The organism is Acinetobacter sp. GW821-FHT01E09, from assembly GCF_059422385.1.
On the sequence record NZ_JBWKWU010000001.1, the window covers coordinates 48,313 to 69,153 of the forward strand.

At 39.5% G+C, this 20,841-nt stretch carries 17 protein-coding genes; 8 read left to right on the plus strand and 9 right to left on the minus strand.

Features of this window, described 5'->3' with window-relative positions:
- Window positions 1–225 precede the first annotated feature (225 nt).
- From AC07U8_RS00160 to AC07U8_RS00170, 3 genes are read left to right on the plus strand one after another with little or no spacing between them, the layout of a single operon-like run.
- Window positions 226–1,566, plus strand: coding sequence for a hypothetical protein (locus AC07U8_RS00160; protein ID WP_303576998.1), 1,341 nt, complete (start codon window positions 226–228; stop codon window positions 1,564–1,566).
- Window positions 1,559–1,849, plus strand: coding sequence for a chorismate mutase (locus AC07U8_RS00165; RefSeq protein ID WP_016539541.1), 291 nt, complete (start codon window positions 1,559–1,561; stop codon window positions 1,847–1,849). The genes AC07U8_RS00160 and AC07U8_RS00165 overlap by 8 nt, the downstream gene beginning before the upstream one ends.
- 52 nt (window positions 1,850–1,901) lie before the next feature.
- Window positions 1,902–2,279 (plus strand): surface-adhesin E family protein, encoded by a 378-nt coding sequence (locus AC07U8_RS00170; protein ID WP_004818217.1) that lies wholly within the window; start codon window positions 1,902–1,904, stop codon window positions 2,277–2,279.
- Between the two features lie 170 nt (window positions 2,280–2,449).
- On the opposite strand, the gene AC07U8_RS00175 is transcribed toward AC07U8_RS00170, so the two are convergent.
- Complete coding sequence (locus AC07U8_RS00175) at window positions 2,450–3,847, minus strand: glutamine synthetase family protein (protein WP_244014547.1); 1,398 nt, start codon at window positions 3,845–3,847, stop codon at window positions 2,450–2,452.
- Window positions 3,848–4,055: 208 nt separating this feature from the next.
- On the opposite strand from AC07U8_RS00175, the gene AC07U8_RS00180 reads away from it, so the two are divergent.
- Window positions 4,056–4,799, plus strand: a complete 744-nt coding sequence (locus AC07U8_RS00180; RefSeq protein ID WP_056516994.1) for a sulfite exporter TauE/SafE family protein — start codon at window positions 4,056–4,058, stop codon at window positions 4,797–4,799.
- Window positions 4,800–5,231: 432 nt separating this feature from the next.
- Here the strand turns inward: AC07U8_RS00180 and AC07U8_RS00185 are convergent, their stop codons facing one another.
- Window positions 5,232–6,137, minus strand: a complete 906-nt coding sequence (locus tag AC07U8_RS00185; protein ID WP_262084758.1) for a LysR family transcriptional regulator — start codon at window positions 6,135–6,137, stop codon at window positions 5,232–5,234.
- Between the two features lie 320 nt (window positions 6,138–6,457).
- On the opposite strand from AC07U8_RS00185, the gene AC07U8_RS00190 reads away from it, so the two are divergent.
- Window positions 6,458–7,147, plus strand: coding sequence for an aspartate/glutamate racemase family protein (locus AC07U8_RS00190; protein ID WP_303576996.1), 690 nt, complete (start codon window positions 6,458–6,460; stop codon window positions 7,145–7,147).
- Window positions 7,148–7,219: 72 nt separating this feature from the next.
- Here AC07U8_RS00190 and AC07U8_RS00195 read toward each other — a convergent pair whose 3' ends face one another.
- The 4 genes from AC07U8_RS00195 to ribF form a co-directional block, all read right to left on the minus strand.
- A complete protein-coding gene (locus AC07U8_RS00195) occupies window positions 7,220–7,705 on the minus strand; it encodes an FKBP-type peptidyl-prolyl cis-trans isomerase (RefSeq protein WP_004818226.1) in 486 nt (161 codons plus the stop codon).
- Window positions 7,698–8,237 (minus strand): signal peptidase II, encoded by a 540-nt coding sequence (lspA, locus tag AC07U8_RS00200; RefSeq protein WP_004718873.1) that lies wholly within the window; start codon window positions 8,235–8,237, stop codon window positions 7,698–7,700. Before lspA ends, AC07U8_RS00195 begins: the two co-directional genes overlap by 8 nt.
- On the minus strand, window positions 8,230–11,070 hold the full coding sequence (ileS, locus tag AC07U8_RS00205; RefSeq protein WP_096732450.1) for an isoleucine--tRNA ligase: 2,841 nt from the start codon (window positions 11,068–11,070) through the stop codon (window positions 8,230–8,232). The genes lspA and ileS overlap by 8 nt, the downstream gene beginning before the upstream one ends.
- A 61-nt stretch (window positions 11,071–11,131) precedes the next feature.
- Window positions 11,132–12,133 (minus strand): riboflavin biosynthesis protein RibF, encoded by a 1,002-nt coding sequence (ribF, locus tag AC07U8_RS00210; protein WP_004718869.1) that lies wholly within the window; start codon window positions 12,131–12,133, stop codon window positions 11,132–11,134.
- A gap of 207 nt (window positions 12,134–12,340) precedes the next feature.
- Between ribF and AC07U8_RS00215 the strand changes: the two genes are divergently transcribed.
- Window positions 12,341–13,471, plus strand: a complete 1,131-nt coding sequence (locus AC07U8_RS00215; protein ID WP_494737090.1) for a TDT family transporter — start codon at window positions 12,341–12,343, stop codon at window positions 13,469–13,471.
- Between the two features lie 181 nt (window positions 13,472–13,652).
- Complete coding sequence (locus AC07U8_RS00220) at window positions 13,653–14,369, plus strand: nucleotidyltransferase domain-containing protein (protein ID WP_494737091.1); 717 nt, start codon at window positions 13,653–13,655, stop codon at window positions 14,367–14,369.
- A 50-nt stretch (window positions 14,370–14,419) separates the two neighbouring features.
- Here AC07U8_RS00220 and AC07U8_RS00225 read toward each other — a convergent pair whose 3' ends face one another.
- The 3 genes from AC07U8_RS00225 to AC07U8_RS00235 form a co-directional block, all read right to left on the minus strand.
- Entirely contained in the window at window positions 14,420–15,721 is a 1,302-nt protein-coding gene (locus AC07U8_RS00225) for a solute carrier family 23 protein (RefSeq protein ID WP_004718863.1), read from the minus strand.
- A 334-nt stretch (window positions 15,722–16,055) separates the two neighbouring features.
- Window positions 16,056–18,746: a phosphoenolpyruvate carboxylase gene (gene ppc, locus AC07U8_RS00230; RefSeq protein WP_494737092.1), complete on the minus strand. Its 2,691-nt coding sequence runs from the start codon at window positions 18,744–18,746 to the stop codon at window positions 16,056–16,058.
- A 226-nt stretch (window positions 18,747–18,972) separates the two neighbouring features.
- A complete protein-coding gene (locus AC07U8_RS00235) occupies window positions 18,973–19,593 on the minus strand; it encodes a TetR/AcrR family transcriptional regulator (protein ID WP_096732460.1) in 621 nt (206 codons plus the stop codon).
- A 145-nt stretch (window positions 19,594–19,738) separates the two neighbouring features.
- Here AC07U8_RS00235 and AC07U8_RS00240 point away from each other — a divergent pair, with 145 nt between their 5' ends.
- Window positions 19,739–20,839, plus strand: a complete 1,101-nt coding sequence (locus tag AC07U8_RS00240; RefSeq protein WP_004818239.1) for an efflux RND transporter periplasmic adaptor subunit — start codon at window positions 19,739–19,741, stop codon at window positions 20,837–20,839.
- Window positions 20,840–20,841: the final 2 nt, after the last annotated feature.

A 20,841-nucleotide genomic window follows, 5' to 3' on the forward strand; every position in this document is an offset into this window, starting at 1 on the left:
AAAACAAAAGCACTCATGAATTGGGTGCTTTTTATTGCATTGACCTAACGATTTAAATTTTATCGAGTTTTGGGATATTGATCATTCAGATTCAAATTGTTATAAGTTTTGTTATGACTGGTTAGAATTAATTTTCTCAGCATCACCCGTGAATGAATGGTATGCTTGAGCGAGTTTCAATCAGATTTTCTTTTATTTTTCAGTGCTTATTTCGAGGCTCTACGCATGTCACTGTTACGCCGTTGGTTTGATCCAATCCGATCGAGTTGGTTTTACCAAAAGCCGATTCGTCAAGAGGTGTTATCTACGGAACAGGGACTGAGTATTTATCTGCGTTTAGATGATGTTTATAGCTATCTTGCTGTACAGCAACTGACCCAATTGGAAGATCTTTTAAGTGATGATTTAAAGCCACTTAAAGTGATTATTTCCAATACCGCAGCAGAACCCCCCAATGGCATGACCATAGAAGAATGGCGCAATTATAGTTTAGAAGACGCCAAAATCTTAGCCAATCAACATCGCTTTAGTTATGATGATGAAAAACCAGAACAACCGACTCAAGAAGCATTACAACAAGCGGAAACAATTCTTAGAAATACACCGCTAACCGGTCAAAATTTTCTTTATTTACTCGAAGATGTATTTCATATGCTGTGGCAGCAGCAGTATGGCAAATTGCGCACTTTATTCGTGATGGCCAGTCAGCATCAAAAACCACAGAATTTTCCAGAACGTGTGTTTGGTCAAAGTCCAATTTTAGAAAGCTATTTTGAATTTGGTGGACGTAAATATCATGCAGTGGATGATTTATTACGGTTAACTCGTCGTTTAAAACAACAAAAATTATTGATTGATAACCCTATTTTTCTGATCAATCACATTGAATGGCGTGAGCATTTGATGAGTGATGCAGAAGAGCTTGCTGAAATTCAGGCCATGCATCCTGAACTTGATTTATATATTGCCTTAGAAGACCCGATCAGTTGGTTATTATTGGCATATATCAAAGAAGAACTCGCAAATTATTATAATATTCAGTTGAACCTATTTCCGCTGAGTTATCACGGTCGGGACTTTTTTGACTGGAGTTTGGCGACCCGTCTTTCCAAGCGTTCAGAAGTGAAATTTACCCCGTTCTGTCGTCCGACTGCCGAAAGCACCTTAAATATGGCAAAGCTTTATTACAGCGTAGCAGAAGAGCAACGTGTAGATGTGATGTATGACATTTTACAGGCGGTTTGGACCAAGGGGCGTGATTTATCATTCAAGCCGCATTTACAGCAAATGCAACATGATTTAGGGATTGAAAATCTAACAGATACAGATGTTGAAGCTTTATTAACAGCCAATGATCAGCAATGTGCAGAGAAACATCAGCCTGATTTTCCTGTTTTAGAATTGCGCATTGAAGGAAAGCGTTACGTTTTTAATAGCCTATATCGGGTTTGGATGATTGAAAGTATTTTTAGTAATGTGTTAGAACAGAAGTATAAAGCCGAGAATGAGTTGGAACGCGCTCAACATCATATAGAAGCACAGGATGCAGAAAAAACAGATGATTAAAAAAGAGAAATGTGAATCATTAGAACAAGTACGTGATCGAATCGATCAGTTGGATCAGGAACTGATTGAGTTGATTGCAACCCGCCAATTTTATGTTGATCAAGCTGTCCGATTTAAACGTAATGTAGATGACGTACAGTCTCCAGAGCGTGTACAACAAGTGATTAATAAAGTACGTCAGAAAGCCATAGATGTTGGCACCAACCCTGATTTGGTGGAAATGCTCTATCGGGAAATGATCCAGCATTTTATCCAAAGAGAATTAAAAGAAATCCGTCCATAACGGTGATGTGATTTTAATTTTGCCCATAAAAATATTTATTTTAGAGAACGGTATGAAAAAAATTATTCTAATCTGCATCACAACAATGTTGAGTCAGTATGCACTTGCAGAAAATTGGAAATTTATTGTCAAAGATGAGGATGGTAGTTTTTATCTAGATACCGATCGTATTGTGAAAAAAGACAAAACGGTTAATTATTGGGCTAAGTTTGTTGCTGATGCAGACAGTGAAGAACTGGATATGAAAAAAGGTGACTATACACTTTCTCATAATTTAGACCAATGTGCTGATCGTACGACAAATATCACCTTGGTTGAAGATTATAAAAAAAATGGTCAATTGATCAATAGCGATCCACAAGATTCAGATCCAAGTAATATCGATGATGATGAAATTAATTTGGCATTTTTTAAAGTCGTATGTAAATAATTTTTAAATTGTTATTTATTTCAATACTGAAAGCATAATCAGCTTTAAGGTAATTCAGTCTAAGCTGCTTAAAATCCCTTTTATATAAAAGGGATTTTTTATTGATTACTGTCAATTTATGGTCATCATACTATTTTAATTTAAGGCATTAGAATTTTTAAATCAGCCCTTTATATGCCCCATTCCAATTCTGCATTTGTGATTTTATTGATGACAGTTTGATATTCAAATTTTTTACATGCACACCATAATTGGATAAAATCTGAACCAAAATATTGTTTAAAGACTGCATGTTTTTCAAATAATTGCAGCGCTTCAAGCTGATGAGAGGGTAAGAAATGCTGTGAGTTAATCACTTTTACTTGTTGGATTGATTGAGGTAAATCCAGTGCTGCATGTAAGCCATGCAGTACCCCCGTCAGAATGGTTGCAACACACAAATAAGGGTTGACGTCTGCACCCGCAACACGATATTCCAAGCGTTGATTGTCCTGATCTGAACAGGGGATACGAATCGCAACATTGCGATTATTGAAGCCCCAATTGGCTTCGAGTGGAACATGATTGCCAAGTTGGAATCTACGAAATGCGTTAATATTGGGTGCTAAAATAGCCATGGATGCGGGCATTAAGTCAAGTAAACCTGCAATCACTTTATGCATGATGGGGTTTGGATTTTTCAACTGATCTATTTTAAAAAGATTGTCTTGCCATTGATTGCGTATGCTCATATGAAAGTGCATGCCACTGCCTGCTATTGCCATATTTGGTTTCGCCATAAAACTGGCTTTTAAACCATGTTGCATCGCAATTTGACGAATCATTCGTTTAATACTCATGATGTCATCACACAGTTTTAAAATGTTGTCACTGTGCTGAATATTTAATTCAAATTGTCCAGAAGCACTTTCAGCTACAACACCTGTTAAATTAATATCTTGTCGTTTTGCTTCTAATTCAATTTGTTGAATGACAGTTTGAAAATTATGCGGAGTATCGACATCGAAACATTGGGTAGAAAGCGGATCAGATTGGGGAGAAAACGGGGCATCTTGGATATTTTTAGACAAATAAAACTCGATTTCACCGGCCATCATTGGAAAATAGTGCATCTGATGCAGTGTCAATAAAATTCTTTTTAATATATTGCGAGGCTCAATCACACAATCTGAACCATCATCGGATTTCATGGTTAATAGCAGCTGGGCATGCTGATTGGGTTGATCTGCACAAGGCTTTAGACTGCCCAAGACGGGCATACATAAGCGATCGGGTTCGCCAATATATTTTCCCAGCCCACTTTCTTCAACCACTTGACCATCCAAGCTCATCGCATAAATAGACAACGGAAAATAACAGCCTTTCTGCAATTGGTGGAGGGCATTTACTTCAATACGCTTACCACGAAGATGACCATTGAGATCATGTAAGCAGATATCAATAAACTGGGTCTCTGGATAATCTTCTAAATATTGTTGAATTTCTTTGTTGAAATCATGCATGCCCTGATTTTCTAAGATCAGTGCTGTGGGGAATATTTTTGTAGAATTGGCAAGTGACATATTCATTGTGAATAAATCCAAATGGGGTAAAAAAATTATAGAAAGCTTGTTTGCTCTAGTAACGTAAAATGATCGTAAATTCTTTTCTTAGATACTTAGCCAAAACACTCAACATCAAGCCTCAATCATTGCTTGAGGCTCTATCCTAAAAACAGTGATATTTCAAAACAAAGCTTTGGCGTAGCATTGCCTCAGAATATTGAGGTAAAACGACATGATGGGATTTGTAATTGGTGTATTTGCAATTGCAGGCATGATTAAAGGCACAATTGGTCTCGGCTTACCTGCCGTTTCAATGGGACTTTTAAGCCTTGTGATTAGCCCATTCCAAGCCGCAACTTTATTGATCATTCCATCTATGGTGACCAACTTTTGGCAATTGTTTGCTGAAGGTCATGTATGGCGGTTAGTTCGCCGTTTTTATCCCTTACTGTTGGGGATTATTATCGGTTCAATTTGGAGTGTTTTCCCAACTTTAGGCCACTCTAGTGGTGGTTTTCATAGTGAAGCATTACTGGGTGGAATGCTGGCATTGTATGGACTCTATGGTTTATTTTCCAAACGTATGCCAAATCTTGCACCGCATGAAAAATGGCTTTCCCCAATCATTGGATATTTAGGCGGTGCTTTAACTGTTGCCACGGGAGTGGTGGTGATTCCTGTGGTCCCTTATTTACAATCTTTGCAGTTAAAGCGTGATGATTTGGTTCAATCTCTAGGTTTAGCTTTTACCGTTTCAACATTGTGTCTTGCTGTTTTCTTACATCAAAATCCTGTTGAAGATACGCCAATTGATTATCAGTTATCTCTTATTGCTTTGGTGCCTGCATTAATAGGAATGTGGGTGGGAACAAAAATTCGTTATCGTATTCCAGAGCAAAAATTTCGTAAAGTTTTCTTCTGTGGCTTGGTGATTTTTGGCTTATATTCAGTATTGCATCAATTTGGCGTGATCTAGTCTGAGGACAAATAGTCGTGTAATGGCTCTGTCCGCACATGTGAAGCTATGACCCTATTGGGTAAACTGAAAAAATCAAAGCAGATGATAGCAATTTAGTTAATTTTAAAAATGAATATCAGCGTGGTGCTTAATTAAGTATTTAACGTGAGTTTGATTTAAAGATATCTTTAATATATTGAAAAACAATGATCTTGACGGAGTCTTACTGAACTGTCATTCAATTTCAGGATCAGCCTGCGGCTCGCCCTACTTTTGTTTAGACAAAAGTAGGCAAAACCATTGTCATCCGCAAAACTCGTCAACCACCAGCGACGTATTCAATGAATCGCAGAAACAATACTTTATGCATGAGGTCCTGCCTCAGACAGTTGCGGATGACGTTTCCGAGTATCATATTTCATCAAGAATTTTATATCGAATTCAGATTATTTAAACTAAAATCAGTTTCGATTTTTGTGAAATTAAGAATTGGGCAAAGTGTTGATATGCTGTTGGAAGTTCATCAAAATTTTGAGCAGCCAATTGTAGTTGACGTTTTGCCCATTCACCGACCAGTTCAATTTGATCAAATGCATAGAGTTGATTGAGTCGCATTGCTGCCCGTTTGGGCATAATGGCAATGCCGACACCACTTGCAACCACTTGAGCGATCGCAGCAAAATTTGGCAATCTTAAACGATACTGAATTGCACAATTGAGCAATTTGGCTTGGTTTTCAATCGACTGCTGTAAAGAGTGATATTGCATTAAACCCACAAAGGCATAGTTCAGTGTATCGACCAGTCTAAGTTGTGTTCGCTGGCTTAATTCATGATTTGAAGGACAAATCAGCACTAACGGATCATCTGAAAAGGTTAAAGTCTGTAATTGATGTGCATTAAAAAAGCTCGAAATTAAGCCGAGTTTTGCATTGCCTTTTTCAAGGGTCTGAATAATTTCATTACTTTCAGCTTCCTGTAGATCAATCTGAATATGTGGGTTTTCAACTAAATACTGAGGAAGTAATAAGGGCAGATATTCACTTTGTGCAGATGAATTACACCACAAAGTCATCTGTGTGCTTAGACCTTTTGCGAAGGGTGACATCGCTTGTTCAAGCTGTTTACTTTGTTGTATTAGACGTAAAGCCTGTTCTGCAAAAGTTTGACCTGCAATTGTGAGTTTGACCCCAGAGGCATGGCGGGTAAAAAGGCTTGTGGCATATTGTTGTTCGAGTTTTTTAATACGTTCACTGGCTGCCTGTAGTGAAATCGACGAGCGTTCTGCGCCTTTGGTGAGGCTTCCTGTGTCCACGATATTGATAAACAGTTGCAAATCGAAGAAGTCTAGGCGCATGCGAATCATAAAGAGCTGAAATGAGATCAAAGTATAGCTGAATAATCATACAAATATGCGATATCGTGTAGATTGTTTCAGCGGTGAGTAGGACGAGGTTTAAATTGAAACTATGAATGAAGGCTTGATCACGACGATATCGTACGGTAGTCACAGGATATTTTAAGCGATTGTATTGGAAAATATATAGGCTTGAAACAAAAGTAACTTGATTGATATTGATCATATGCCTGACTTGCTCAATTTGAGTCTAAAACGCAAACCATTGATGAAATATCAAAACACCCTAGAAAAGATGAAAATTCTAAGCGAGCAAAAAAGTGAAAACGATTGGTTTATTAGGTGGAATGAGTTGGGAATCTACAGACTTGTACTATCAGCAGCTGAATAAAAGCATTCAACAAAAATTAGGAAAATTACACTCTGCAAAAATTGTTTTAATCAGTGTTGATTTCGCTGAGATAGAAATATTACAGCGTCAAGGCTTATGGGACGATGCAGCACTGTATTTAACAGAGAAGGCAATTCAGTTGGAGAAAGCAGGGGCAGAAGGGATCTTACTGTGTACCAATACCATGCATAAAGTTGCTTCTGCTATTGAAAGCTCGGTCTCAGTTCCATTTATTCATATCGCTGATGCAACAGCAAAAGAAGTTTTAAATCAGAATATTGGCAAAGTCGGTTTGTTAGGTACTCAATTTACCATGGAACAAGACTTCTATAAGCATCGGTTAGAACAACAAGGCATCAATGTACTGGTGCCTAACCAAGCGTATCGACAGATGGTTCACAATATTATTTATGATGAATTGTGTTTAGGTGTGATCAAGGAAGAATCTCGTCAGAAATACATCCATATTGTTGAGCAGCTAATATTAGAGGGTGCTGAAGGCATTATTCTGGGATGTACAGAAATTTGTATGCTCATTGGAGATACTCAGTTTTCTGTTCCGCTGTTTGATACAACGTCGATCCATGTGCAAGCTGCTGTGGATTTTGCTTTGTCTTGACCTTTTTGAAGTGGGTATTTGTATCAATAAAAAAGCTCCCGAAGGAGCTTTAAATATTATATAAGCAAAGGCTTACATAATTTTCACACCTTGTTGACCCGCAGGGGTAACTTTGAAGATTTCCACTTCAAACGTGATATTTTTACCTGCGAGTGGGTGGTTGAAATCCACTTCAGTGATATCTTCACCGACAGTTTTAACCACGCCAAATAGACTTTGTTTGGCTTTGTCTTCAAACTCAATCATGTGGCCTTCAACAGGACGTTGTTCGAATTTTACTGTATCGAATTTTTGCACATTTTCAGAATTCCACGGACCGAAAGCATCTTCTGGTGGAAGGCTAACAGTACGACGGTCACCTGCACGAAGACCAAATAAGGCTTTTTCAAAACCTGGCAATAAACTGCCATCCCCGATCACTAAGCTTACAGGCTCTTCACGGCTACGTGTGTTATCAATTTCAACACCACTTTCGATGGCAACAGAAAAATGCAGTTCTACTTTTGAGCCATCCGCAACACGCGTTTCGTCATTGGGGTTAATCATTTGTTCAGTCATTTTGCGCTTCCGCACGTTGAATACGATGCTTTTCTAAAAAGAAGGTATCAATTAACAATAAAATCGTACCGAGAGTGATCGCACTATCGGCAATGTTGAATGCAGGGAAACTACTGCCTTGGTAATGCAAATGAATAAAATCGACCACATAACCTAATGTCACCCGATCAATTAAATTCCCCAATGCACCGCCAAGAATCAATGCGATTGCAGCAGGTAAGATCAGCGTGGTTTTTGGCATACGCATAAGCCAAAAAATAAAGATGATCGATACAACGCCTGCAAGACCTGTGAATAAATAATGCTGCCAACCGCCCGCATCAGACAAGAAGCTAAATGCTGCGCCGTAATTATGCAGTAATGTCCAATTTAAGAAGGGCAATACAGGTACAGGCTGAGCATAAGTCAGCTCTGCACTTGCAATGTTTTTTGTCCATTGGTCAATGATAATGGCAAGGACAGAAAGTCCAAGCCACATCAAATTATGTGGATAAAACTGTAATAAGCCCTTTTTATTTTGCGGATTAGGCATATTTTCTCTCTTCGCCTTGACCTGTAGGAAGGTTAATAATACAACGAGAACAAAGCCCTGGATGTGCATGATGTGTATTCACATCTGGAAGAACATGCCAGCAACGTGCACATTTTTCGCCTTCAGCAGCAGAAACTTTAACACGTAGGCCTTCAAGTTCTGTTGCTTCACCTTGCTCAGCATAGTCATAAACAATCGCTTGAGAGGTGATCAAGACAAAACGAAGCTCATCGCCCAATTGCTTCAAGACGTTTTGTAGGTCTGTATTTGCCCAAAGTTCAACTTTAGCAGACAGGTTACTACCAACCAATTTAGCATTACGCGCTGTCTCAATCTGTTTATTAACCGCAGATTTGACTTCAATTAAGGTTTGCCAATCCGCTTCAGAGATCAAGTTGGTGCTTGATGCCACTGGAATATCATACCAATGAGCTGTAAATACATATTTTTCAGTTTGTTCTGGAATCAATGGCCACGCTTCTTGTGCTGTAAAGCTCAAGATAGGGCTCATCCAACGAACAAAGGCTTGAACCAAATGATACAACGCAGTTTGAGCAGAATGACGTGCTGTTGAGTCTGCTTTAGTCGTGTATTGGCGGTCTTTGATGATGTCTAAGTAGAAACCACCCAAATCATTGATACAGAAACTGGTCAAAGCATTGGTGACGACATGGAAGTTCATATCTTCATAAGCTTGTTGAATGGTTTTCTGTACGTCTGCTGCACGTTGTAAGATGTATTGATCCAATGCAATCAATTGGTCTACAGGTAACGCATCTGTTGATGGTTTAAAGCCGTTCAAGTTTGCCAATAAGAAACGTAAAGTATTACGAATACGACGATAGCTGTCACTTACACGGCTAAAGATTTCGTTACTTGCGGCAATTTCATAACGATAATCGCTTGATGCAACATATAAACGTAAACCATCAGCACCTAACTGCTTGATGATATCTTCAAGTGGGATAAAGTTACCCAATGATTTCGATAATTTACGACCTTTTTCATCCACGGTAAAACCATGTGTAAGCAGGGCTTTATAAGGTGCGCGTTTATGGATCGCAATCGACGTGAGCAATGAAGACTGGAACCAGCCACGATGTTGGTCAGAACCTTCAAGATATAAATCAGCTGGATCTTGCAGTTCTGCACGTTCACGCAATACTGCATAGTGCGTTGTACCTGAGTCAAACCATACATCGAGCGTGTCACGAACAGCATTGTACTGCTCAGCATCATCACCGATAAATGCTTTGGCTTCACGGTTATACCAACCATCAATGCCTTCTTTTTCGATGAGCTTCGCCACATCTTCGATGAGCTCTGCGGTACGAGGGTGCAATTCATTGGTGTCTTTATGTACAAAGAATGGAATCGGCACACCCCAAGTCCGTTGACGAGAGATACACCAGTCTGGGCGACCTTCAATCATTGACTTGATACGGTTTTTACCCCAATCAGGGACAAAGTCGATGTCGTTTTCAATTGCATTTAAAGCATCTTGGCGTAACCCATTCGCATCCATGCTGATAAACCACTGTGGGGTTGCACGGAAGATGATTGGTGTTTTATGACGCCAGCAATGTGGGTAACTGTGCTTAATTGGCAGATGCGCCCAGAGTTTGCCAGCATCTGTTAATGCTTCAATGATTTTTGGATTGGCTTTATAAATGTGCTCGCCTGCAAAAAGAGGCGCAGTCGGTAAATATACACCATTACCACTTACAGGGTTTTCAACTTTTAAGTTATAGATTAAGCCAACTTTATAATCGTCCACACCATGTCCAGGTGCAGTATGCACAGCACCTGTACCACTGGTTGCAATGACATGTTCACCTAAAATCACAGGTACTTGACGATCTACAATCAATGGATGTTGTAATTGTAAGTTTTCGAGCGTCGCACCAACAAAGTCAGCCAATACTTTTGGTTGTTCAAGTTTGTAACGTTCACATGCAGATTCAACTAAATCTTTGGCTAAGATTAAGTTTTGTGTGCCACGCTCAGACTGAACTTCCACCAATTGATAGGCAATATCCGCATGTAAGGCAACCGCTTGGTTCGCAGGTAATGTCCAAGGTGTCGTTGTCCAAATCACGATATCTGTTGGATTGTTAACGCTGACACCCACTTTTGCAGACAAATCAGCAAGATCTACAACACCGAAACCCACATCAATTGCATCAGATTTTTTATCTTCATATTCCACTTCTGCTTCAGCAAGTGATGATCCACAATCCATACACCAGTTCACCGGTTTTAGACCGGGTTCGATATGACCTGCTTTGGCAATTTCACCGAGCGCGCGAACAATATCTGCTTCTTGTTTGAAGTTCATGGTGAGATATGGATTATCCCAGTCTCCAAACACGCCCATACGAACAAAGTCTTTTTTCTGTAATTCGACTTGAGTATATGCATATTCACGGCAGGCTTTACGGAAAGTCGATGCGTCAACTTTTACGCCAACTTTACCGATTTTTTCTTCGACTTTAAGCTCGATTGGTAGACCATGACAGTCCCAACCTGGAACATAAGGTGCGTCAAAATCATCTAAAGTGCGACTTTTAACAATAATGTCTTTTAAAACTTTATTGACGACATGACCTAAATGCAATGAACCATTTGCATATGGAGGACCGTCATGCAGAATATATTTTTTCTTGCCAATACGCGAAGCACGAATCTGCTGATAAATGTTGTCGGCATACCACTCTTCTAACCATTTTGCTTCACGTACTGCGAGATTTGCTTTCATTGCAAATTCAGTACCTGGTAGGTTTAGCGTGGCTTTATAATCCACTGCATTTTCAGAAGTTTGCTTATCGCTCATGCAAGTTGTCATCCAATATTATCAGCACCATTGCTGACGCGTTTTACAATAAAAGTTTAAGTTAAAAAGGAAATTTGGGGGTGTTTTTGCGAAACTCAAGCAAACGCTCGACATCATCATCAATTCCCGCCTGAAGCGCTTCAAGTGATGGGTAATTTAATTCACCATGTAAATAGTCGAGGAAAGTGACTCGCATTAACAGACCATACAGATTAGCAGAAACATTTGGAAAATGTACTTCTAATCGCCATTCTGGATGTTCTTGTTTGATTGCAGGGCGTGTTCCCACATGGCCCGCACCAAATAACGCATCTGTTTGATAGCCAGCAACACCTATTTTATCGGGGTTCTCAGCTTTGACTTTCTGTGTCAATGAGGTACTTTCGCAAATAACATCGACAGCATAAATACCACTTAAACAGGGTTTATGACGGCCAAGTCGAACATTGATGGTTGGAAAATTCAAAGTACGACCAATTTGATCACCATATTGCACACGACCAATCATGCTGTATGGGCGACCCAATAATTTTGCTGCAAGTGATAAGTCACCTGCTTGGAGAACTTGGCGAATACGGGTTGAACTGACACGTTCGCCATTAAATTCAATGGTATTGAGATTGGTGACATCAAAACCATATTGTTTTAAAAATTCACTATTGCCTTGACGGTCTTTACCGAAGTGAAAATCATCACCTAAGATCAAACTTTGCGCATTGAGTTTGTTTTTTAACAGGCTTGCAAAGTTTTCAGCACTTAAGCTACGGAATTGATTATCAAATTTAGCGATAGCAATATAATCAACACCCAATTCAGATAAATATTCTACTTTTTCTCTGAGTGATGAAATCCGTGGTGGTGCTTCATAACCTTTGAAAAACTCTAAAGGTTGCGGTTCAAAAATCATCACCAAGGTTTTTAAATTTTGGGCTTTCGCCACTTCTTTGAGTTGAGAAACCATCGCCTGATGTCCCAAATGGACACCATCAAAATTGCCAATCGTCACAGCGGTTTGGGGCAATTGAAAATTTGGTGCTAAGGCATTTAGACGTAACAGCTGCATGGTTTCAAAATAAGCTTAAAATTTGAAAGGACTATATATTGCCATAATCTCACAGTTTCGTCTTTGTTGTTGTGTTTTTATCCAGAAAAAAATGACTGAGAATACTTTTATATCAGTAAAATTGATTCATTTTATGAAATTAAATCAATTTTATTTATTAAAAGATGCTTTTATAATCAATTTATCTGCTGAAATGAGGATGAAGCGATGAAAAAGCCATTTTACCAACTTGAACAAACAGGTGATGTGATTCGACAGTTTACGCCAAACTGGTTCACCATGACCATGGGAACAGGGGTTGTTGCACTGATCTTGCCTGAATTTCCGTTTGCATCTGATTTTTTATGGCAGCTGGCAACTATTTTGTGGCAGTTTAACACGCTACTGTTTACTGTATTTATCATACTGTATGTTCTACGCTGGCTCATCTATCCTCAAGAAGCGAAGCAGATTTTTTCCCATCCCGCAATGGCACTCTTTTTAGGTGCAATTCCAATGGGGTTGGCAACAGTACTAAATGGCTTTTTAAAATATGGCATAGCCATTTATGGTGATGTTGCGTTCCAAATTGCGCAGTTGTTGTGGTACGTCGATGTGGTTTTAGCGGTGGGTATCGGGGTGCTGGTACCGTTTTGTATGTTCCATAAACAAGATCATCAATTGCATACAATGACTGCAATGTGGTTATTGCCAATTGTGGCCTGTGAAGTTGCAGCAACATCAGGCGGCTTACTTTTAGCGCATATGCATGCGAGTCAACAAGCGGTGGCTATTTTATTCGCCAGTTATATGCTGTGGGGGATGTCTGTATTGCCTGCTTTTGGGATTCTCACCATTCTGATGTTACGTTTGGCTGTACATCAATTACCGAGCAAAGAATTGGCAATTACAAGCTGGTTAGCTTTAGGGCCAATTGGTACAGGTGCATTGGCACTCTTGGTTCTAGGTGCTCAGGCTCCTCAAGTTTTGGCATTGATTCAGTTAGAAAATTTAGGTGTGTTCTTTCAAAATGCTGGGATTGTGGCAAGTTTTATTTTGCTTGGCTTTGGTGTGTGGTGGGTTGCAATCGCAATTCTAACCACACTCAAACATGCGGCAACCGAGCTACCATTTAATCTCGGTTGGTGGGGGCTAACTTTCCCACTGGGTGTATTTATCTTGGCAATATTGAGTTTAGGTCACCAATTACATCTCAGTTTTATTGTAGATACAGGCTTAGCATTTGCTGTAATTTTAATGATGTTGTGGGTGATGGTGATGAGCAAAACTTTGCGGGGAATGTATCAAGGGAATTTGTTTTTTTCTCCTTGTTTAAAGACTTTTTTAGAACGTGAATAAACAGAAAACCTTGTTAATCCGTCTATAAAACAATCATTAAGAACCAATGATAAAATCGCCCAAGCCCAATTGTCTATTGATTACAGTTGGGCTTTTTTAATATTGAAATACAAAATAAATCTTATATAAGCAGTATGATGTTGGTTTGAGAAAATTTAAAAATGGATGAATGTTGCAATCAATGAGGATTCAAAAAGAATTTCAGCCCGTGCTAGAAGAGGTGATTAACGCTTTTAGTCGCAGCTTTGCCGAAGATTTACATAGTATCTATGTTTATGGCAGTGTCGCTCAAGGCACTGCAATTATCGGTCAGTCAGATTTAGACCTTTGTGTTATTTTTAAAAATAGCCCTAAAAATTTAAATGAAAAGATTGCTGAAATAAGCGCAAATCTTAAGGTTTTACACCCATTTCTGCCTAAAGTTGATGTCGATATTGGTTTTCTAGACGAGGTTTTAAATAAGCATTCTTTACAAAGTTGGGGAGCATGGATCAAATTCTTTTGTCAGCATATTTATGGAGAAGATTTATCTGCGCTTTTTAACGATGTTCAAATTGATCGAGATGTAATTAAGGCGATAAATAGTGGTTATGATGCAGATATACAAGGGTATTTACGCATATTAGAGGCATCTGATCAAACAGCAAAAGAATTAATCAACCTTAAAAAAACTTTAATTAAACGGATAATACGATTGCTTCCTTTGACATTGGACAATATAGAAGGATGGCCATGCAATTTAAACGATACTGTGGCACAAGCGATAGATGTATATCCTGAACAAAAAGCAGCGTTTCAATATTTGTTAAAAGAACTTGATCATCCAAATGTAGCGAGTGAGACCTCGCTCCAAGAAATAAAAAACGTTTATTTGTGGGTAGATGCTCACATTATATAAAATAAAAAAAAAGCAGCCTTTTGGCTGCTTAAAATAGGTTCAATTTATAATTATGATTTATCTTTTAAGCTAAAGAACCAGTTGAGAATCAATGCTGCAAACGTTGCAGTACCAATACCACCCAAGTTGAAATCACCAAATTGAAGGGCAAAGTCACCTGTTCCTAAAATGATTGTTACTGCGGCAACCATCAAGTTTTTATTTTGAGAAAAATCGACTTTATTTTCAATCCAAATCTTCGCACCCGCAATGGTAATTAAACCAAAGACCACGATTGAAGCACCTGTTAAAATCGCCGTTGGAATGGTATGAATAACTGCGCCAAATTTAGGTGAAAACCCTAAGAAAATTGCAAAAATACCCGCAATGACAAAAACAATCGTAGAATAAACACGGGTAACGGCCATTACACCAATATTTTCACCATAGGTGGTCATACCCGGTGCGCCGACACCACCAGAAAGCGTGGTTGCAATACCATCTGCAACAAAAGCTTTACCAATTTGTGGATCTAGGTTTTCGCCAGTCATGGCACTGACTGCTTTGATGTGGCCCAAGTTTTCTGCCACCAAAATTAAAGCAATCGGCGCAATAATTAACATTGCATTGAGATCAAAAACAGGTGAATGGAAAGTGGGTGTACCAAACCATGCGGCTTGTTGAATCGGCGTGAAATTAATCGGTGTTCCATTTCCCATTACATTTGCAACAATGAAATAGATCAAATAAGCCAATAACAACCCAACCAAGAGCAATAAGCGTTGTAATAGCCCTTTCGTGAATACAGCAATTGAACCCATACACAATACAGTGACCAAGGCCATCCACATATTAAAGTCATTGCCAGCGACACCTTTCACCGTAACAGGCGCAAGGTTTAAACCAATGATCATGACAACTGCACCAGTCACTACTGGTGGCATGAGTTTTTCAATCCATTTGGTCCCCGTTGCCATCACGAGCAAGCCGAACATTGCATACAACACACCACATGCCATGATCCCGCCAGCTGCAACAGCTAAATTTGCATTTGGTGTACCTGTACCTGATGCAGCATAGCCAGTTGCAGCAATTACGACCCCAATAAAGGCAAAGCTTGAACCTAGGTAACTTGGAACACGACCACCCGTAACAATAAAGAATAAGATGGTACAAATCCCTGACATTAAAATGGCAAGGTTTGGGTCAAAGCCCATTAAAAAGGGTGCGAGTACAGTTGCGCCAAACATGGCAAATGCGTGTTGAATCCCTAAAACGACACTTTGCGCAGGAGGTAAATACTCATTGGTACCGACAGGTCTTGCATCAATGCTGCCAGAATAAGGACGCCATTTGGGAAACCAGTTGGACATAAATTGAGCACTCAAAAAACAAATTGGACACATCATACGCTTTCTTTTCGAGAGTTTTAATCATTTTAGTCAAACTAAGCACTTGCATTTATTAGGGAAAATTGATGTTTTGTACCATTTGGTCAAATAATTAAATAATGTTAGTGCGTAAAATCAAAGTATTAAAAAAAATTGCGTGTGAAAATTAAAAAAAATTGCGATTTTGCGATTGGTCAAAAAAAGTTATTGGCGTTTTATAATATGTGAATTGTTTCGCATTTTTATAAAAAATGAGGAGAATGACAGATCGCATTCTCCTCACTTTGGAATTAAAAATAATTTTTATATGGTGTGGTTAACCGGTATTACGTAAACCTGCTGCAATACCAGCAATACTGACCATCAGTGCATGATCTACAGGGGTATGCTCCGCCTGACATTCAGCCAAGTATGCACGACGACGCTTCATCAATTCGGCTTGTAATAAATGCAAGGGTAATAAATACGGCTTACGTACTTTCATGGCTTGATCAAGCACATCATTGGAACTTAACAGCTGCGATTCACCTTTCATCGCCAACAGGGTTTGTACTGCATCATGCAAGCGTTGACGTAATTCAGCACCAAGTACTTTTAAGTCTTCATCATCGGTAAGATGAGATTCATAATACAGTGCAATATTTGAGTCGGCTTTAGAGAGAACCATTTCCAACATATCAATTAAGGTTTGGAAATAAGGCCATTCCGTTAACATTTCATCCAATACCGCTTTTTGACCTTGATCAATCACTTGGTTGATCGCTGCGCCAGTACCCAGCCAAGCAGGAAGCATTAAACGAATTTGGGTCCAGGCAAAAACCCAAGGAATGGCACGTAAAGATTCGATCCCACCACTGACTTTACGCTTCGCAGGGCGTGAACCAAGTGGCAACATTTGTAACTCAAGCTCAGGGGTGACGGTACGTAAATATTTAACAAAATGAGGATTTTCACGCACGGTCTGACGATACACCTGAACAGATAAATCCGTCATGCTGTGCATCAAATCTCGCCATGCTTGTTTTGGCACAGGCGGTGGTAATAATGTCGCTTCTAAGGTTGCAGCAGCATAAATTTCCAAATTTTGTAAGGCAATTTCTTCTAGACCAAATTTAAAGCGAATCATTTCACCTTGTTCAGTCACACGGATTGCGCCTGAGATTGAGCCAGGTGGTTGAGAAAATAATGCTTGTTGGGTTGGTGCACCACCACGACTGATTGAACCACCACGACCATGAAACAAGGTCAGTTGAACACCATGTTGTTTGGCAATTGCAGTCAGTTCTTCTTGCGCACGATACTGGGCCCAGTTTGCGGACATAAAACCAGCATCTTTGGCAGAATCCGAATAGCCAATCATGACTTCGTGCTTAGCTTGGATATGCTGTTTATACCAGTGCATATTGAACAGGGTACTCATGGTACTTGCCGCACCATCCAAGTCTTTCAAGGTCTCAAATAAAGGAACAACGCGTAATGGATGCTCAATTCCCGCTTCTTTTTGCAGTAACAATACCGCCAAAACATCACTCGGATATTCAGCCATTGAGATGATATAAGCACCTAAGCTTTCTTTGGGTTGTTCAGCCAAAGTACGCATGGTTGCAAAGACTTCTTGAACATCAGGGTTTTCAATCAGACTACCTGAAGGCTCATTTAAATGTTTAGGCAATAACGGGCGTTTGCTTTGTAATTCTTGCAATAAGAAATTTTGACGCGCTTGTTCTGTCCATGTCTCAAAATTACCCAAACCGAGATATTCAGTAATTGCTGAGATAGCTTGGCGATGGCGACCTGACTCTTGGCGAATATCCAGTTTAAGTAATTCAATACCGAAACAATTTACTCGATAGATAAAGTCGAGCAATTTACCATTGGCAATCTCAGGTAAATTACATGCCATTAGTGAACGATAGCAAAGTAATAACGGTTGTAATAATTCATCTTTATGGCGAATGATTAAACTGCGATCTACATCTGAATGCTGACCACGTAATTTATCTGCCAACCATTGACGGGTTGCTTTGAGGCGTTCACGGGTCGCACGCAAATATTCGCGGTAAGGTTCAGGATGGCTATAACCCAAAGTTTGAAGTAGCTCATTGGAATAGGCTTCAATCGAGAGTTCCCAACGAAGATCTTCAATATCACGCACATAAAGGTCAGCCGCTTTCCAGCGTGACAACCACAAAACTTCTTGAGTAATGTTATGGGTGACATTCGGATTACCATCACGGTCACCCCCCATCCAAGATGCAAAACGAATTGGAGAAATATCCAAAGGCAAAGCCTTTGCACAATTGTCCTGAACGAGGTCATCCAATTCACGGATGAATTTTGGAACCGCATTCCATAAGGTCTGTTCAATCGTGGTAAAACCCCATTTGGCTTCATCTATCGGGGTTGGGCGATGCTGACGGATTTCGTCAGTTTGCCATGCAGAACAGATCAGTTGTTTTAAATCGGTTAACACATCTGCACGTTGCTTAGGTGTCAGTTTTTGCTGATCAAAAGTAGACAGGCAATGATTAATGCCATCATATTTTTGGATTAAAGTACGACGACTGACTTCGGTTGGATGCGCCGTGAGAACCAATTCAATTTTTAATTCACAAATTTGTTTATAGAGCGTTTCTGCTGAAATTTGCTGATCTTTGAATTTGCTAAATAAATGATCCAGCACATTAGGTGATGGTGAATTTTCATCGCACTCACTTTGACGACGACTACGCACAACGTGATATTGTTCAGCAATATTGGCAAAATTTAGAAAGTGTGAAAAGGCGCGGGTGAGTGGCAGAATTTCATCATCTTTTAAATTTAAAAATAATTGTTCAAGTTGTTTTTCTGCTTCAATTTGACCATCTCGAGCGCCTTTACCTAAAGCCCGAATTTGTTCAATTTGATTAAACAAATCTTGTCCTGCATGTTCCTTTAGCGTTTCGCCTAAAAGGTTTCCGAGTAAGCGCACATCTTCACGCAGCGGAGCATCAATTTGTTGAACCATTTGTTACTCTCCAGTTCTTGTTATCTCGAATATAACGTGATTCCACCACAATCCAAGTGACTCCCTACAAAAGTATGTAAATGACTGTGCAAGAAGTCGACTTTGACTTAATTTTAATTTGGATATTTAGCTTTAGTTTTTGCCCTTTTGATATCAACAAGCCTATGCGATATGCATTGAGTATGCCTTAAACAACAATTGGGCATTATTTTGTTTTTAAATAATTTCAGTTGGCTTTATATTTCATCATAAATAAATCAATACTTTCGGTGATGATTTGTTGTTTTTCATCTTCCGTAGGAATTGGGCGGATCCCCAATAAAACCTCGTGGTGTCGAACACCCAATAATAATGACAGAATCAGGTTGATTTGTTTTTCAATGTTATCTGCTTGAATAAATTTAAGCGTGCCCGCTTGTTGGAAAAAATCTTGCCAGACTGCACACATTCTTTGATGGGAAGAATTATAAAACTGTAAAGCCAAAGGATTTTTCTCTGCGGCAAGTTCTAACAACAAATGCTCAAGTTTAATGGCTTCAGGTAGGCTAATGACAGTGAGTGCCAACTCACACGCCTGAAAAAAATGCGCATAAAAATCACTTTGAAGATTGAGTCGTAATGGTCGAGCATCGATAGACGCTTCACAGGTTGCTTCAATGGCACAGCAAAATAAAGTTTCTTTATCTTGAAAATGGTTATATACCGTCAGCTTTGTGACGCCTGCTTCTTTGGCAATTTGGTTCATGCTTGAACCATGATAACCCAATTTTAGAAATAGCTTTTTGGCGGCTTCCAAAATGTGTTTCCGTTTTTCTAAGTCCTTTGGACGTCCAGCGGTTGTTTGCACAATAATTTCCAAAAAAAAATAGGTTAATTACTCTATACACGATTCACAATTACTGTACCATGCAGTATATTAATTAAAAAATGAGCAAATAAATATACTCATTCTATTTTGCCCGAAAAAATGCATTTGATTAAGAGCCTTGCCTATGCGTAGTTTAAATTTAATGATCACGAGCCTATTGGTATTGTGTAGTGTAACAATAGTGGGGTGTAGCAAACCAGCACCTGAAGCGGAACAAATTCCCTTGGTGATGGTCACCCAGCCTGCAACATCACATGAAGATCAAAAAAGTTATGCGGGGGATGTTCAAGCCCGACAGCAAACAGCATTGGCATTCCGTGTCGGGGGACAAATTACAGAACGCTATGTCGATGTTGGGGCTCGTGTCAAAGTAGGGCAAGTCTTAGCAAAGCTTGATGTGAAAGATGCCCAGCTACAATTGAACTCAGCCAAAGCACAACTTGAAAGTGCGCAATCTGCGGCCAAGGCTGCAGCAGATGAATTTAAACGCTTTCAGCAGCTCTTACCGATCAATGCTGTGAGTCGCTCACAATATGATTCAGTCAAAAATCAATATGATGCTGCTCAGGCAAGTTTAAAACAAGCCCAATCTAATTATGATGTGAGCGCCAATCAAACCGGTTATAACCAATTGATTGCCAATAAAAATGGGGTGATTACCCAACGCAATATTGAAACTGGGCAAGTGATTTCAGCAGGGCAGGCGGCGTACCAACTGGCGATTGATGGTGATCGTGAAGTGGTGATAGGTGTACCTGAACAAGCCATTGCAGAGATTAAAGTCGGACAAAATGCATGGGTGACTTTATGGTCTAAACCTCAAGATCGATTTGCTGCCTATGTTCGAGAGATTTCTCCAGCAGCCGATCAATCACGTACATTTATGGTTAAGGTGGCTTTAAAAGAAGGGCAGTCTGCAATTCAACTTGGGCAAAGTGCGCGGGTATTCTTTAATCAAAATATTCAAAATGTATTGAGTGTGCCTTTATCTAGCGTCTCAGCAAATAATAATCAAGCCTATATTTGGGTGGTGAATCCAGACCAAACGATTGCTAAAGTTTCAGTGACTCTGGGCAGCTATGGTCGTGACAGTGTTACTGTCGTGAAAGGGTTAAATCCTGGACAATGGGTGGTTGTAGGAGGGGTACATTTACTTCGTGAAAAGCAAAAAATAAAACCGGTAGACCGTGAAAATCGTGCTGTAACTGTTCAAAAAGGAGCATGATC